14 protein-coding genes are annotated in these 15063 nt (G+C 74.8%); 6 read left to right on the top strand and 8 right to left on the bottom strand.

Features of this window, described 5'->3' with window-relative positions; all coding sequences use genetic code 11:
- Nucleotides 1–52 precede the first annotated feature (52 nt).
- Nucleotides 53–877: a glycosyltransferase 87 family protein gene (locus tag ACZ501_RS29765; RefSeq protein ID WP_468799564.1), complete on the top strand. Its 825-nt coding sequence runs from the start codon at nt 53–55 to the stop codon at nt 875–877.
- Here ACZ501_RS29765 and ACZ501_RS29770 read toward each other — a convergent pair.
- Nucleotides 843–2486 carry a DNA repair helicase XPB gene (locus tag ACZ501_RS29770; RefSeq protein WP_468799566.1) on the bottom strand — a complete coding sequence of 548 codons (1644 nt, stop codon included), beginning with the start codon at nt 2484–2486 and terminating at the stop codon, nt 843–845. The genes ACZ501_RS29765 and ACZ501_RS29770 overlap by 35 nt on opposite strands.
- A 175-nt stretch (nt 2487–2661) precedes the next feature.
- Here ACZ501_RS29770 and ACZ501_RS29775 point away from each other — a divergent pair, with 175 nt between their 5' ends.
- Nucleotides 2662–3129, top strand: a complete 468-nt coding sequence (locus ACZ501_RS29775; protein WP_468799568.1) for a GNAT family N-acetyltransferase — start codon at nt 2662–2664, stop codon at nt 3127–3129.
- Here the strand turns inward: ACZ501_RS29775 and ACZ501_RS29780 are convergent.
- A complete protein-coding gene (locus ACZ501_RS29780; protein WP_468799570.1) occupies nt 3114–3740 on the bottom strand; it encodes a DUF4291 domain-containing protein in 627 nt (208 codons plus the stop codon). The genes ACZ501_RS29775 and ACZ501_RS29780 overlap by 16 nt on opposite strands.
- A gap of 81 nt (nt 3741–3821) precedes the next feature.
- Nucleotides 3822–6290, bottom strand: a complete 2469-nt coding sequence (locus tag ACZ501_RS29785) for a helicase-associated domain-containing protein (RefSeq protein ID WP_468799572.1) — start codon at nt 6288–6290, stop codon at nt 3822–3824.
- A 63-nt stretch (nt 6291–6353) separates the two neighbouring features.
- Between ACZ501_RS29785 and ACZ501_RS29790 the strand changes: the two genes are divergently transcribed.
- Together ACZ501_RS29790 and ACZ501_RS29795 are read left to right on the top strand one after the other, a co-directional pair.
- Nucleotides 6354–7295: a hypothetical protein gene (locus tag ACZ501_RS29790; protein ID WP_361603705.1), complete on the top strand. Its 942-nt coding sequence runs from the start codon at nt 6354–6356 to the stop codon at nt 7293–7295.
- A 1129-nt stretch (nt 7296–8424) separates the two neighbouring features.
- Nucleotides 8425–9081, top strand: coding sequence for an HAD family hydrolase (locus ACZ501_RS29795; protein ID WP_361603702.1), 657 nt, complete (start codon nt 8425–8427; stop codon nt 9079–9081).
- Between the two features lie 9 nt (nt 9082–9090).
- Here the strand turns inward: ACZ501_RS29795 and ACZ501_RS29800 are convergent, their stop codons facing one another.
- Nucleotides 9091–9345, bottom strand: coding sequence for a hypothetical protein (locus ACZ501_RS29800; RefSeq protein ID WP_361603699.1), 255 nt, complete (start codon nt 9343–9345; stop codon nt 9091–9093).
- A gap of 177 nt (nt 9346–9522) precedes the next feature.
- On the opposite strand from ACZ501_RS29800, the gene ACZ501_RS29805 reads away from it, so the two are divergent.
- On the top strand, nt 9523–9906 hold the full coding sequence (locus tag ACZ501_RS29805; RefSeq protein WP_361603696.1) for a cold-shock protein: 384 nt from the start codon (nt 9523–9525) through the stop codon (nt 9904–9906).
- Nucleotides 9907–9996: 90 nt separating this feature from the next.
- Here the strand turns inward: ACZ501_RS29805 and ACZ501_RS29810 are convergent, their stop codons facing one another.
- The 4 genes from ACZ501_RS29810 to ACZ501_RS29825 form a co-directional block, all read right to left on the bottom strand.
- Entirely contained in the window at nt 9997–10848 is an 852-nt protein-coding gene (locus ACZ501_RS29810; RefSeq protein WP_361603693.1) for a 1,4-dihydroxy-6-naphthoate synthase, read from the bottom strand.
- Nucleotides 10835–11560: a futalosine hydrolase gene (locus tag ACZ501_RS29815; RefSeq protein WP_468799574.1), complete on the bottom strand. Its 726-nt coding sequence runs from the start codon at nt 11558–11560 to the stop codon at nt 10835–10837. The genes ACZ501_RS29810 and ACZ501_RS29815 overlap by 14 nt, the downstream gene beginning before the upstream one ends.
- A 17-nt stretch (nt 11561–11577) precedes the next feature.
- On the bottom strand, nt 11578–12075 hold the full coding sequence (locus tag ACZ501_RS29820; RefSeq protein WP_361603687.1) for a DUF2771 domain-containing protein: 498 nt from the start codon (nt 12073–12075) through the stop codon (nt 11578–11580).
- A 247-nt stretch (nt 12076–12322) separates the two neighbouring features.
- Complete coding sequence (locus tag ACZ501_RS29825) at nt 12323–13675, bottom strand: MFS transporter (protein WP_362461908.1); 1353 nt, start codon at nt 13673–13675, stop codon at nt 12323–12325.
- 368 nt (nt 13676–14043) lie between these two features.
- On the opposite strand from ACZ501_RS29825, the gene ACZ501_RS29830 reads away from it, so the two are divergent.
- A complete protein-coding gene (locus tag ACZ501_RS29830; RefSeq protein ID WP_468799576.1) occupies nt 14044–14976 on the top strand; it encodes a DUF3027 domain-containing protein in 933 nt (310 codons plus the stop codon).
- Nucleotides 14977–15063 lie beyond the last annotated feature (87 nt).

Consider the following 15063-nt stretch of genomic DNA (forward strand, 5'->3'; position numbering starts at 1 on the left):
CCGTGGCCTGAACTCGGCGGGGGTGGGCGGTTGATCCACTAGGGTCACGCGCGTGACCCGCAGCTCCACTTCCGCTTCTTCGCCGTCGCCGCTCGCAGGCGTGCTGGTCACAGCCCCGCTGCTGGTGCTGGGCGTGCTGGGCATCGCCCTGCGCATCCCGACGGCGGACGCCGTCCTCAGCGGCTTCTCCGCCGCCGACTGGCATCCGCCCTCCGCCTATCCGCCGTTCGCCGCGATCCTCTTCACGCCCGCCGCCTGGCTGCCGGCCGGTGTGCTCAAGGCCGTCCTCGTCCTCGGCAACGCCGGCCTGCTCGCCCTGCTGGTCCTGCTCTCCTGCCGCCTCGCGGGAGTACGGGCCCGGCGGGGACCCGTCCTGGCCGCCACCATCGCCGGGCTGTGGCTGGAGCCCCTGTTCCAGAGCCCGCTGCCCGCCCAGATCAACCTGGCGCTCGCCTGCCTCGCCGTGTGGGACCTGGGCCGGGCGCACGCCGCGCTCGGCAAGGGCTTCGCCCTGGGCACCGCCGCCGGGATCACCCTGACCCCGGCGCTGTGCATCCCGTACCTGCTGCTGACCCGGCGCGTCCGGGCCGCCCTGACCGCCCTGGCCGGCTTCGCCGGCACCGCCCTGCTCGGCCTGGTGGTGCTCCCGGAGGCCTCCGCCGACTTCTGGGCCCGGCACCTGCACGGGAGCGGCCGGGCCCTGCTGCGGGAGTGGCCGCAGCTGTGGGTGTGGTGCGTACCGCTGCTCACGGCCCTGGCCGGCGCGGCCCACCGCCGCCACACCGGCCGCCGGCCGACGACGGCGCACGTCCCGGCCCCCAGGGCGACCCCCGGGGTCGGGGTCAGTCGCTCGTCAGGAGCTCGTCCGCGTCCATGATCCGGTACGCGTAGCCCTGTTCCGCCAGGAAGCGCTGGCGGTGCGCGGCGAAGTCCTGGTCGATCGTGTCGCGCGCCACGACCGAGTAGAACCGCGCCTCGTGCCCGTCCGCCTTCGGCCGCAGCACCCGGCCCAGGCGCTGCGCCTCCTCCTGCCGCGAGCCGAACGTGCCGGACACCTGGATGGCGACGGTCGCCTCCGGCAGGTCGATGGAGAAGTTCGCGACCTTCGAGACGACCAGCACGTTGATCTCGCCCTGGCGGAACGCCTCGAAGAGCTTCTCCCGCTGCGCGTTGGAGGTCTCGCCCTTGATGACGGGCGCGTCCAGGTGCTCGCCGAGCTCGTCGAGCTGGTCGATGTACTGCCCGATGACCAGCGTCTGCTCGCCCCGGTGCTTGCGCACCAGCGCCTCGGTGACCTTCCGCTTCGTCGCGGTCGTCGCGCAGAAGCGGTACTTCTCCTCCGTCTCGGCGGTCGCGTACGCGAGCCGCTCGGACTCGGTCAGGTTGACGCGGACCTCGACGCAGTCGGCGGGCGCGATGTAGCCCTGCGCCTCGATCTCCTTCCACGGGGCGTCGAACCGCTTCGGCCCGATCAGCGAGAACACATCCGACTCGCGCCCGTCCTCCCGCACCAGAGTGGCCGTCAGGCCCAGCCGCCGCCGCGCCTGCAGGTCGGCGGTGAACTTGAACACCGGCGCGGGCAGCAGGTGCACCTCGTCGTAGAGGATCAGCCCCCAGTCGCGGGAGTCGAACAGCTCCAGGTGCGGGTAGACGCCCTTCCGCTTGGTCGTCAGCACCTGGTACGTGGCGATCGTGACGGGCCGGATCTCCTTGCGGGTGCCGGAGTACTCGCCGATCTCGTCCTCCGTGAGGGAGGTCCGCCGCACCAGCTCGTGCTTCCACTGCCGCGCCGAGACGGTGTTGGTGACCAGGATCAGCGTCGTCGCCTTCGCCTTGGCCATCGCACCGGCCCCGACCAGCGTCTTGCCCGCGCCGCAGGGCAGGACGACCACACCGGAGCCGCCGTGCCAGAAGCCCTCGACGGCCTGCGCCTGGTAGGGGCGCAGCGCCCAGCCGTTCTCCTCGAGCTCGATCGGGTGCGCCTCGCCGTCGACGTACCCGGCGAGGTCCTCGGCCGGCCAGCCCAGCTTGAGCAGGGTCTGCTTGATCTGCCCCCGCTCGGACGGGTGCACGGCCACGGTGTCGGCGTCGAGCCGGGCACCGACCAGCGGGGCGACCCGCTTCGAGCGCAGGATCTCCTCCAGCACGGGCCGGTCGGTGCTGGTCAGCACCAGCCCGTGGACGGGGTGCTTGGACAGGGTGAGCCGCCCGTAGCGGGCCATGGTCTCGGCGACGTCGACCAGCAGCGCGTGCGGGACGGGGTAGCGGGAGTACTCGACGAGCGCGTCGACGACCTGCTCGGCGTCGTGCCCGGCGGCCCGGGCGTTCCACAGGCCGAGCGGGGTGATCCGGTAGGTGTGGATGTGCTCGGGGGCCCGCTCGAGCTCGGCGAAGGGAGCGATGGCCCGGCGCGCGGCGCCGGCGAGCTCGTGGTCGACCTCGAGAAGGAGGGTCTTGTCGCTCTGGACGATGAGGGGCCCGTTCACCTGGCTGCGTCCCTTCCGCAATGGGTCAAACGTCCAGTGTGCCTCATCAGGGGGCGTCCCGGCCCCTGAGGAGCAGGGCGGGACGGCCGTGGAATCCCCCGGGCACACGCCGTCCGGCCGGGGGCCCGGCGGAAAACCGCTGACACCGGTCCGGGCGCGAACGTACCGTCCCGGCATGAGTGAAGATCAGCAGCCCTTCGTCCCCGAGGACTTCGACGTGCCGCGCACGCTCGCCGGCGACGGCTTCCGGCTGGAGCCGCTCGGGCCGGAGCACAACGCGCGGGACCTCGCCGCCTGGAGCGGGAGCATCGCGCACATCCGGGCCACGCCCGGCTTCGCGGGCCGCCACTGGCCGCCGCCGGAGGGGATGTCCGCCGAGGCGAACCTGGCCGACCTGGAGCGGCACGCCCGGGACTTCGCGGAGCGGCGCGGGTTCACGTACAGCGTCCTGGAAGGGGATGCGGAGGTCGTCGGCTGCCTGTACGTCTATCCGGCGAAGGAGCAGCCCGGGCGGGTGCACGTCAGCTCCTGGGTGCGCGAGGACCGGGCGCACCTCGACGCCGCCGTGTACGGAGCCGTGAGCGCGTGGCTGCGCGAGGCGTGGCCCTTCGACCCCGCGCGGACCGACTACGCGCCGAGGTGAGGCAGCGGGCCCGCCGGGTAGGGGGGCTCGGCCGGCAGCAGCGCGCGCGCCGCTTCGGTGTCGCCCGCGCGGACCAGGGCGTGGATCCGGCGGGCCAGCGGGGTGACGTCGCGGATGGACACCGTCCACTCGTCGGCGTAGGCCCGTGACGCCTCCCCCGACAGGCCCAGTTGCAGGGACCGGTGGGGCAGCGGGTTCAGGTGCAGGTCCCGCTCCGGGTCCCACTGCACCCGGGCCGGGGAACCGGCCAGGGACGCCTTCCACGCCTCCCGGTCCGGGTGGACGCCGGGCACGTAGTGGGACAGGCAGGCGCGGGCGAGGGCCCGGTCGAAGCCCGCACGGGTGATCTCGACCGCCAGCACGGTCTCCTGGTCGGCCTTCGTGGCCCAGCCGCAGCGGTACATCATCCACAGGAACGACGGCTTGACCCACGTCATCCGCTCCCGCTTCCAGGCGGGCGGGAAACGCCCGTCGCGGGCCGCGGGCAGGCCGAGGCGGGGAGCGTAGGCCTGGTAGACGGTGATCGTGGAGGCGGTGTGGGCGGCGCGGATCCCGTACCGGGGGAGGGCCGGCCCGGGTGCGGGCGCGACGTGGGGCGTGGCTTCGGACATGCCGCCAGGGTGCCGTGCGACGCGCCCGCCGACCAGCGGTTTTCCGGCGGGCGGCGGTTCTCCCGCACGGCGGGACACCCCCTAGACCTGGTCCTCCGCCAGCTCCGCCACCCCCGTGATGCGGTGCAGGGCGTACGTGCGGACCTCGTCCGCCGTGTGGTCGTAGCCCGTGACGAAGCCGCCCTCCACCCGGACCGGGGCGATCACCCGCTGGCTCGCCGCGCCGTCGGCGTTCACGTACCCGATCCACACCGCCGACCCCGTCAGCGCCGCCGCCTGCACCGTGGCCAGCGTCTCCGCCGCGCTGGTGCGCGGCAGCTCCCCCGGGACCCCGGCCGACGCGGCGGCCGGCTCCTTGCGGACCGCCGTCGCCGCCAAGTCGCCCGCACGGATCGCCCGTACCGCCGCGCCCAGCAGCGTCGCGTCCGGCACCGGCGGCCCGTCCGGCACCGGGACCGGCGCCGAACGCGCCGGAGTGCGGTGCGCGTCCGCCCGCGCCACCAGCACGTCACCGGTCCGCGACTCCGCCGCCGGGGCGTAACCCATCGCCCGCAGCCCCTCCAGCAGGGCGCCCGGATCCGCCTGCGCCGCCAGCACCGTCGGCGCCAGACGCCGCAGGCCCAGCGGGGCCGACCGCTTGTCGGCCAGGATCTCGCCCAGCATGGCGTCGTCGTCGCACCGCACGTACGAGGACGCCGCGCCCACCCGCAGGTGCCCGTGCCGCCGGGCCACGTCGTCGATCAGGTACGCGAGGGGCTGCGGCACCGGCGTACGGCTGTGCTCGGCGAGGAAGGCGTGCAGGTCGGAAGCCGCGTGCCCGGAGTCCAGCGCCCGCCGCACCGAACCCGGCGTGAACCGGTACACCGTCGCCCCGCCCTTGGACTCCACGTCCGCGAGCACGCCCAGGGTCTCCGCCAGCGGCCGCAGCAGCGGCCCCGGCGCCACCGCCGTCAGGTCGGCCTGCAACAGCACGTGGTCCACCGGCTCCGGCAGCAGCGGGGCCAGCAGCGCCGCCGGATCCCGGTGCTCCAGCAGGGCGCGGCCGAAGACGCTGAGCGCACCCCGGCCGGTGACACCCAGCACCTCGGCCTCGTGCAGCGCCCAGTGCGCGAGCCGGGCCCGCAGGTCGCCCGTACCGCGCGCCGGCCGCTCCCACGCCAGCCGCTCCAGCACCACCTCCGGGTCGGGCACCCCGCCCTCGGGCAGCTCGCCCAGCAGGTCCAGGACCCGGCGGCGCACCTCGGGCGCGGCCGACCGGTCCAGGTCCGGGCCGAGCGCGGACAGCGTGCGGCCCTTGGCGTCCTGCTCCCCGACCAGCCCGGCCGTGCGGGTGGCCGCCATCCAGGCCGCCGCCAGCACCGACCACCGCTCGGCGGGCGGCAGCTCGCGCCAGTCGTCGAAGGCGGGGGTGGGCGCGTACCGCTCGTCGGCCTCCCCGTCACTGGCCAGCAGCCCCGCCGCGTACGCGAGTTCGATCCAGAACGCCGCCTGCTGGTCGGTGGTGTCCAGCGCGGCCGCCGTCCGCTTGAGGTCCCGCACCGCCAGCCCGCCCGCCCGCAGCACCAGCGGCCCGGCGTGCTCCCAGGACTTCACCAGCTCCTCGACGGTCGCCAGCGCGGCCAGCGCCTGCCCCGCCGCGTTCGCGTCCACAAGCTGTGGACGGTGCTCCCGGTGCACGCCCACCGGCGGCGCGAGCGGCTCCGTCCGCCGGTGCGCGAGCCCGCCGCGCAGGTGCAGCGCCACCTCCCGGGGCAGTACGACCGTCCGCGGCGAAGCCGGCAGCAGCAGCCCCCGGTCCCGCAGCCAGCGCACCGGCGGCGTCGGATTCGGGGTCACCTCCCCGTACGGCGGCCCCCACACGAGCCGCCCCAGCACCTGGTGCGCCTCCGCCGGAGCCTCGTCCAGCAGCGCCGACATCCGCTCCGGGTCGGTGAACAGCCCGGTCAGCGCGGCCACCGCCGACACCGGGTCGTGCGTCGCGGGCAGCCCCGCCGCCGCCACGATCTCCTGGATCCGGGTCGGCGACATCCCCGCCGTCGCCTCCGCCACGGTCGGCCCCAGCCCGGTCGGCGAGGGCCGCTGCGAGGACGGGGCGAGCAGCTCCCGGGCGGTGCGCACCAGCCGCAGCCGGTCCTCGTCCCCCCACACCAGAGCCTGGTCGCGCAGGGTGCCCAGGGCCCGGGGGAGCGCGTCGCGGGCCGCCCCGTCCTCCGCGCCGGAGCCGGCCAGCAGCCCCTCCAGCACCGGGTACGGGCACGGGTCCGGGGCCACCGCGAGGGCCTCCGCCGTCTGGAGCGCGAACCGGTCCAGGCGGTCCAGGGCGCGCACCACCGACGCCCGGGTGCCGGCCCGGGTCGCCAGCTGGGTGACGTCGCCGGGCACCGGGTTCAGCAGGTCGGGGCGGGCGTGCAGCAGGGCGGCCAGCGCCACGTCGTCGCGGGCGCGGAGCGCCTCGGCGAGGGAGCGCGGGGCGTTCGCCGCAGCGGTGCTTGCCTCGGGCACGTTGGTCGCCTCCTGGTCACGCCGGCCGGACCGCCGTCCGGTCCCCATCCGGCCAACGGTATCCGCTGCGCCGTCGGCCGCTCCACGGACGCACGCGCTACCGTCGGGGGCGTGGGGATCGAGAGCGACCATCTGGTCTACGAATATCTGAGCCGCGTCGGGGACTTGGCCCAGCGGCGGCAGCTGTCGTCCGGAGAGCGGATGCGGCTGGTTTCGGGGCTGCGGGACGAGATCGAGCGCCGGCGCGCGACGTACGAGCCGGACACCCCGGCGGCGGTACGCGGCATCCTGGAGCGGATCGGCACGCCGGAGGAGGTCGTGGACGGAGTGGGGCCGGCGCGTCCTGCCGCTCCGCCGGCGAGCCCGGGGGTCCCGGTGCAGCGGGGCGGCACGCCGAGCACACCGGCGGCCCCGCAGAACGTGCCGCCGCACCTCGCCGGGCTCGACGAACTCGGGCCCTCGGCCGGAGCCGAACCCGACTGGTGGAGCCTGTCCCCGGGCGCCTCCGGGGCGGGGCCGCAGGTGGCGGGCTTCGCGGGCGGCATCGAGTTCCCGGACTTCTTCCGCGAGCGGGAGGAAGAGGCGGCGGAGCCGGGAGAGAAGCCGGAGCCGGGAGCTCCGGCGGCAGGGTCAGGGGCAGGGGCAGGGGGACTCGTACGGTTCCTGCGCGACCGGCGCGAACGGAGGAAGGCCGCCGCGCCGGAGGCCCGGGAACCCCGGCCCCGCCCCCACGCGTTCCTCCTGCTGGCGGCGGCGCTGCTCCTCGCGGGGGCGCTCACCGGGTACTGGCTGCTGCTCGGGGCCGGCGCGCTGGTGGCGTACGCCTCCCGGGTGCTCGGCCCCCGGGAGCGCAAGTGGGTCCTCCCCGGCCTGCCCGCCGGGGTCTTCGCCCTGGCCGCGCTCTGGCTGTGGGGCCGCACCACCGGCCGCTGGGGCGACCCCCTGCCCTCCACGGAGGCCGGTCAGGCCTTCCAGTCCCTCTGGCCCACCCTGGCCCGCACGGCGGCCGCCACCACGGCGGCGTACCTGCTGTGGCGCTCGCGGCGGCGGTAGGGCGGGGCCGGGTTTGGGGGCGGGGTTTCGGCTGAGCCGTCTCACAGCCGGTTTGGGGGGTTCCCGGCAGTCCCATCGTCATTCCGGTTCGTGCCGGCCCGTCAAGGGCGCTCCTTCGTCGCGTCGCTTCGCGATGGCCTTCGGCCACCCTTGACCGACCGACCCGCCCCGGAAAGCCGAAAGACTGCCGGGAACCCCCCAAAAGAACGGTCACCGGGGAGAGAGGCAGGAGCGGCCCCGTCAGGGATGAGGCGAGGGGCCAGGGGCCATATCCCCTTCCCGGATCCGGTCCCCCGATTTCGCCGGCCCTGGCCACCAGGGCCAGGCGCGACAGATCGCTACGCGCTTCTCTGGAAGGGCGTCTGCGACCCGTCTGTGGCTGGTGGGGGGGCGCCACAAGGTCTCTCCCGTTCCCTCTGTTCGCCTTTGGTGGTTGGCGTCAGGAGTGAAGGGCTTCTGTCGGAGTCTGCCGCCACAAAGGTTGTCCCTAGCCTCCGACAAACCCCCAACCCCGCTCCGAAAGGGCCCATTTCGCTTCCCAAAGGGCCCATCCACCCCTCTCTCGACCCATACGCCCGCCAAGCGCCAAGCCGTAAGGCCCGCCTAGCGATCCGCTGGTCTTTCGGTCCCGGACGGGCTGTTGGTCACCGTCTGGTGCAGGTATCGGCCCCAGACGGCCGTCGGTCGCCGAACCAAGAGGAGGCACGTAGCGATCTGTCGCGCCTGGGCGCTTCCCGGGCTGCTCTGGTCGCTGTTCGGTGGGGGTCATGGCCCCTGGCCCCTCGTCTCGTCCCTGAGGGACCCGCTCCTGCCTCTCCTGCCCCGTGACCGTTCTTTTGGGGGCTTCCCGGCAGTCTTTCGGCTTTCCGGGGCGGGTCGGTCGGTCAAGGGTGGCCGAAGGCCATCGCGGAGCGACGCGACGAAGGAGCGCCCTTGAGGGACCGGCGCGAACCGGAATGACGATGGGACTGACGGGAAACCCCCAACCCATCCCTGAGACCGCCCCCCCGCACCCCGCCCCCCGGTGAGGAATCCCCGCAGAGCTGACATTTCGCCAAATAGGGGCATCCGATAAGCCAACCTCCGCTTACGTTCCCTCACCCCGCTGGAGCCTCGGCACAATGGCGCTATGACCTCCCACATCCCCCCGCAGCCCGGTGCCCCGGTCGCGCAGCTGACCGTTGGCTTCGACCTCGACATGACGCTCATCGACTCCCGCCCCGGGATCAAGGCCGCCTACCAGGCGCTTTCCGCGAAGACCGGGGCGTACATCAACGCCGATGAGGCCATCACGCGCCTCGGGCCGCCGCTGGAACAGGAGCTCGCCCACTGGTTCCCCGAGGAGGAGATCCCGGCGATGCGGGACCTCTACCGGGAGCTGTACGTCGACTACGCCATCGAGCCGACGCCGGCGATGCCCGGCGCCCGCGAGGCGGTCAAGGCCGTCCAGGCCCTCGGCGGACGGGCGATCGTGGTGACGGCCAAGAACGAGCCCAACGCCCGCCACCACCTCGAGCACCTCGGCATAGAGCCCGACGCCGTCATCGGCTGGCTCTGGGCGGAGGCCAAGGCCGGGGCGCTGCGCGAGTACGGGGCGCAGGTCTACGTCGGCGACCACGTCGGCGACGTGCGCGGGGCCCGGACGGCCGGGGCGCTGTCGGTCGTGGTGCCGACCGGGCCGTGCCCGGCGGAGGAGCTGCGCGCGGCCGGTGCGGACGTGGTGCTGACGGACCTCACCGCGCTGCCGCAGTGGCTCACGGAGTACGTCCGCAACCGCGCGGCCTGAGCGGCGGCGTCAGGCGGCCTGGGACGCCCGGGCCGCCCGGCGCTGTGCGGCGGCCGAGCGGAGCACGCCCGCCGCCGAGATGGCGAAGCCGACGCCCATGAGCATGCACACGGCCCACGCGTACGGCGGGAAGGGGTCGGTGCCCAGGAACAGCGGGGCCATCGTCACCAGGGTCGCCACGGCGCCCACGATGAACACGATGCCCCCCGTCTTGACCAGGCCGTCGCCGGGGCGCGCTTCGTCGGGGTGAGGAGTAACAGTCACGCGACCAGGGTAGTTCCCTGGCCGAAGCGGCGAAGCGGGAAGGACCGGGGGACGTCTTGCCAGCGGTTTCTGGACCATTAGCCTTGAGGAGGCGGGTCGGAGGACCCGCTGCACTGCTATCCGGAGCCGTTCACCCCGGCCGACCGGACCCGACGAGCACAAGGACAGAGGACGGACGTGCCTACCGGCAAGGTCAAGTGGTTCAACAGCGAGAAGGGCTTCGGCTTTCTCTCCCGCGACGACGGCGGAGACGTCTTCGTGCACTCGTCGGTGCTCCCGGCCGGGGTCGAGGCCCTCAAGCCCGGGCAGCGGGTGGAGTTCGGAGTCGTCGCGGGACAGCGCGGTGACCAGGCACTTTCCGTGACGGTGCTGGATCCGGCACCCTCGGTCGCGGCCGCCCAGCGCCGCAAGCCCGACGAGCTCGCCTCGATCGTGCAGGACCTGACGACCCTGCTCGAGAACATCACGCCGATGCTGGAGCGCGGCCGCTACCCCGACAAGGCGCACGGCACGAAGATCGCCGGCCTGCTGCGCGCGGTGGCCGACCAGCTCGACGTCTGAGACGCCCGGGCGTCCGGGACGTCCGCGACGCCTGACGGTGCCCCGCCGCTCGTGCGAGCCGCGGGGCACCGGTGCGTCACGCGTGCCGCGTCACGGGAAGCGCAGTGCGTCCGGCGGGATGGCCGGAACCAGTCCCTCGGCCGCGGCCCTGGTCAGCAGCCCGCGGACGGCCGCGTACCCGGCGTCACCGAGGTCGGCGGTGAACTCGTTGACGTACAGCCCGATGTGCTGGTCCGCCACCGCCGGGTCCAGCTCCTGCGCGTGGGCGCGTACGTACGGCCGCGACGCCTCCGGGTCGTCCCACGCCATCCGGACCGACGTACGGGCCGACTCGGCCAGCGTGCGCAGCGTGTCCGCGCCCAGCGAGCGCTTGGCGATGATCGCGCCGAGCGGGATCGGCAGACCGGTGGTGGACTCCCAGTGCTCGCCCATGTCGGCCAGGCAGTGCAGCCCGTAGTCCCGGTACGTGAACCGGGCCTCGTGGATGACCAGTCCGGCGTCCACCCGCCCGTCGCGCACCGCCGGCATGATCTCGTGGAACGGCAGCACGACCACCTTGCCGACCCCGTCCGGCAGCACGTCGGCCGCCCACAGCCGGAAGAGCAGGTAGGCGGTGGAGCGTTCGCTCGGCACCGCGACCGTGCCGGTGCTCAGGTCCGCGCCCGGCTCCCGCGTCAGCACGAGCGGGCCGCAGCCGCGCCCCAGCGCCCCGCCGCACGGCAGCAGCGCGTACTCCTCCAGCACCCACGGCAGTACGGCGTACGACACCTTCAGCACGTCCAGCTCGCCGCGCTCGGCCATGCCGTTGGTGATGTCGATGTCGGCGAAGGTCACGTCGAGCGGGGGCGCGCCCGGGACGCGTCCGTGCGCCCAGGCGTCGAAGACGAAGGTGTCGTTCGGGCAGGGCGAGTAGGCGATGCCGAGCGGTTCACCGGTGCTCATGGCGTTCTCCCCATGTGACGAGTACGGGTCCCAGGGCGCGGAATCCGGCGGTCAGGGCGTCCAGCGCCTCCCCGATCCGCCAGGCGGCCCGGTCGCGCGGTCCGACGGCGTTGGACACGGCGCGGATCTCCAGTACCGGCAGCCTGTGCGCGGCGGCGGCCTCCGCCACCCCGAAGCCCTCCATCGCCTCGGCCCCGGCGAGCGGGTGCCGGGCGGACAGCTCGGCGGCGCGGGCGGCGGTGCCGGTGACGGTGGACACGGTCAGGACGGGCGCGAGCAGCGCCCCGGTCGCCTCGGCGGCGAGGGCGGCGAGCTCGGCGGGCGGCAGGTGCACGCTGCGGCCGAAGCCGAGCTCCTGCACCGGCAGGAAACCCTCGGGGGTCTCGGCCCCCAGGTCGGCGGCGACGAGCGCGTCGGCGACCACCAGCGAGCCGGGCGGGGCGGCGGGCGCGAACCCGCCGCCGATGCCGGCGGAGACGACGAGGGAGTAGTCGGCCAGCGCGAGCGCGGTGGCCGTGGCGGCCGCGGCGGCGGCCGGGCCGACACCGCCGACGAGCACGTCGGCGGCGAGGCCGGGCAGGTCCCGGCGGGTGATGAGGTACCCACCGGGAAGGGTGCGCGGCTCGGGCGTGACCGGGTCCGGATGAGGGGTCAGGCCGGCGGCCGCGGATTCGGCCTCCGCGGCCACCGCGGTCACGATCAGCGCGCGCACGCCGCTGCGCCTGCCGCTTACTTCTTGAGCTTGAGCTTGAACGACCAGACGGCGAGGGGCTTGCCGTCCTCGCCGACCTGGACGAAGCCCAGCATCTTCGACTGGGGCGCCTCGCCCTGGCCGCCGGTCGCGAAGACGTCGGCGCCCTGGAAGCTGCGGTAGGTGTTCGCGGACGGCTCGGTGATCGGCTGGCCGTCGAGGACCGCCTGCCACTTCTTGCCGTCCTCGACGATCTCGGGCTCGACGCCCAGGCGCAGCGTGTCGCCGCGGCCGTAATCGATCGTCTTGGCGTCCTTCAGGTCCGTCAGGCACTCCTGGACCCTGTCCATGGAGAGGTCCTTGCCGTCGGCGCGGCACTCGGACTCGGCGGACACCGAGGTGCTGCCGACGGTCACCGTCGCGAGCGGCGTCGGCTTGTCGTTGGCGCAGGCGGACAGGAGGAGGAGGCCGGCGGACACGGCTCCGAGGGCCGCGACGCTGCGGCGGGCCCTACCCGGGAAAAGCGGTGCGGTCATGAGCCGAAGGCTATCGGGCCGGTGGGCTGCGCCGCCGCACGGGGGTCCTGCGGCGGGGCGACCGTTGCCCTGGCCGGGCGGGTGGGGGCACCGGGCGGCTGCGCCGCGGGCTCGGGGGCTCCCCGGGGCTCCGCCCCAGACCCCGCGCCTCGAACGCCGGCGGGGCTGGATTCGGCTCCGGTCCGGGCCCGCGCCTCGAACGCCGGCGGGGCTGGATCGGGCGCCGGGGTGGGTGTTGCGGGGGGTGTTACGCCACTCGGGGGTGGGCCGGGTGGGGGCGGGAGGTGAGGAGGCCGCGGAGGGCCATCGTCGTGCCCAGGGCGACCAGGACGGCGGCGACCGACATGCCCAGGATCCCGTTCAGCGGCAGGGCTATGCCGATCGCGCCGCCCAGCACCCACGCCACCTGGAGCAGCGTCTCCGAACGGGCGAAGGCCGACGTGCGGACGGCCTCCGGGACGTCCCGCTGGATCATCGCGTCCAGCGACAGTTTCGCCAGCGCCTGGCAGAAGCCTGCCGTCCCGGCCAGGACGGCCATGAGCAGCCCGCTGAAGAGGACGGCCGCCAGGATCGCCACGCCCAGGGTGGCGCAGAGGACCGCCGCCACGATCGCCTCCGGCGCGCGCGCCCGCAGCCACGCCCCGACCGCCGTGCCGCAGGCGTTGCCGAGGCCCGCCGCCACGCCGACGATGCCCAGCGACACCGCCGCGCTCTGCCCCCCGAGGGGGTGCTCGCGCAGCAGGAACGCCAGGAAGAAGATCAGGAACCCGGACAGCCCGCGCATCGACGCGTTCGCCAGCAGCCCGCACAGCACCGGACGGCTGACCGTCCGCAGCCCCGGGCGCTTCGAGTGCGCCTCGTGGGTGGACAGCCGGGCCCGGCGCTCGCCCTTGGCCTCGTCCACCTTGTGCGGCAGCTGGAACGCCGCGACCGTGCCCCAGACGAAGATCGCGCAGGCCCCGTACAGCGGCCACGGCGGCCCGATCCCGTGCAGGGCGGCCGCCACCGGCGCCGCCGCGCCCGTGGCGAGCAGGCCCGCCAGCGTGACCCGGGAGTTCGCCTTGACGAGTGAGAACGTCGGCGGCAGCAGGCGCGGGACCACGGCGCTGCGGACGACGCCGTACGCCTTCGAGGCCACCAGCACGCCCAGCGCCGCCGGATACAGCTCCAGCCCGCCCGTCGCGACCGCGCCGGACATCATCAGCGCCAGCAGGGCCCGCGTCAGCATCGCGCCCGCCATCGCCGCCCGCCGGCCGTGCGGCAGCCGGTCCAGCAGGGGGCCGATCACCGGGGCCAGCAGGGTGAAGGGCGCCATGGTGATCGCCAGGTACAGGGCCACCCGGCCGCGCGCCTCGTCCGTGGGGACGGAGAAGAACACCGTCGACGCCAGCGCCACCGTGATCATCACGTCGCCGGCGCCGTTGATCGCGTGCAGTTCGATCAGCCGGCCCAGCCCCGATTCACCCGCCCCTTGGGCGTGCGTGGCGCGCCGGATCCCGCGCGCCGGGCCGGTGATCGGCAGGTGCAGGGCACGCCCGACGGCCCGGCCGGCCCGCCTGGCCGGTCCCGGGCCGTCTGCGGACGACCGTACGGGTGCCACGTGGCCATAGTGCCCCACACGGCCGCCAGTACCCCCTCCGGCACGTCCCCCGGTGCGTTGCGGGCCGCCGCCGCGCCGGTCCCCTCGTACGGGCGTTGTCCGCGAATCGGACCTCGCATGTGGGCCGAAGGCTCCGGAGGAGGTAGCGTGCGTAGCGCGCCACCGGCGGTTGCACTTGGCCGCGCGCCTCTTCGCGATCCCGCAGAATGGATCACAGTGGGGTGCGCCCGAGGCCGATCGGGGCGCGGACGTCGACGCGGCCCTCTGGTCCGCTCCGCCCGCGCTACGTACGGACGAGACCGACGGGTCGTTGTGGACGACAGTACGGACGGCGCACTCGTGAGACGGCGTAGGAGAGAACGAGACCTGTGAGTGCTGCGACGACGCGAAGCCGTACCCCGCGTACCCCGCGTACGCCCGCCCCCGACCGCCTCTGCGCCGAGGCGGTGGAGTTCGCCCGCGCGGCGGCCGAGGAGGCCGCCTACCCCGGTGTGGTGGGCGAGCACGTGTCGGTCGTCGCGGAGGGCGACCGGGTCGTCACGCACCTCTTCGAGTGCGAGGAGCCGGGCTACCGGGGCTGGCGCTGGGCCGTGACCGTGACCCGCGCCTCCCGCGCGAAGAACGTCACCCTCGACGAAACGGTGCTCCTGCCCGGCGACGACGCCCTGCTCGCCCCCGAATGGGTGCCGTGGAGCGAACGGCTGCGCCCGGGCGACATGGGCCCCGGCGACCTGCTGCCCACGGACGCCGACGACCTGCGGCTGGAGCCGGGCTGGTCCGGGGAGGACGCGCCGCCGCCGAACTCGGTGGTGTCGGCCGAGATGGCCGAACTGGTGGAGGCGGAGGACGCCGACGTCACCGACCGGGCGGTCGTCCCGGCGCGCGGCTCCATCGCCGCGGTGGCGGAAGAGCTCGGCATGCGCCGTGCGCGCGTCCTGTCGCGGTACGGGCTGCACAGTGCGGCCGACCGGTGGGACGAGTCGTTCGGGGCGAAGACGGCGATGGCGCAGGCGGCGCCCGCGTCGTGCGTCTCGTGCGGGTTCCTCGTCGCGATCGGGGGCTCGCTGGGGCAGGCCTTCGGTGTCTGCGCGAACGAGTTCGCCCCGGCGGACGGCCGGCTGGTGTCCCTGTCGTACGGCTGCGGCGGCCACTCGGAGGCCGCGGTCATGCCGAAGCCGCTGCGGCCCGCGCCGCCGGTGCTCGACTCGATGGCGACGGACGAGTTCCCGCTCCGCCAGGCCCCCGACACCGGCTCGGTGCCCCCGGCGGACCTGCCGTCCGCCGACCTGGGGCACTCGTAGCGCAGGCGGCGCGGGCCGGCGGGCAGGGCGGGCGCGGACCCCTGTCGTCACCCCCGTGAACGACAAGGGCCCGGGCCCGGCGGTGCG

The organism is Streptomyces sp. NPDC034085 (assembly GCF_055575555.1).

What these genes read in the sequence shown, in the direction of transcription:
- ACZ501_RS29820 (WP_361603687.1), bottom strand. Translation starts at nt 12,075, where the DNA reads ATGACCGCACCGCTTTTCCCGGGTAGGGCCCGCCGCAGCGTCGCGGCC.
- ACZ501_RS29785 (WP_468799572.1), bottom strand. Translation starts at nt 6,290, where the DNA reads ATGGGGACCGGACGGCGGTCCGGCCGGCGTGACCAGGAGGCGACCAAC.
- ACZ501_RS29795 (WP_361603702.1), top strand. Translation starts at nt 8,425, where the DNA reads ATGACCTCCCACATCCCCCCGCAGCCCGGTGCCCCGGTCGCGCAGCTG.
- ACZ501_RS29775 (WP_468799568.1), top strand. Translation starts at nt 2,662, where the DNA reads ATGAGTGAAGATCAGCAGCCCTTCGTCCCCGAGGACTTCGACGTGCCG.
- ACZ501_RS29810 (WP_361603693.1), bottom strand. Translation starts at nt 10,848, where the DNA reads ATGAGCACCGGTGAACCGCTCGGCATCGCCTACTCGCCCTGCCCGAAC.
- ACZ501_RS29780 (WP_468799570.1), bottom strand. Translation starts at nt 3,740, where the DNA reads ATGTCCGAAGCCACGCCCCACGTCGCGCCCGCACCCGGGCCGGCCCTC.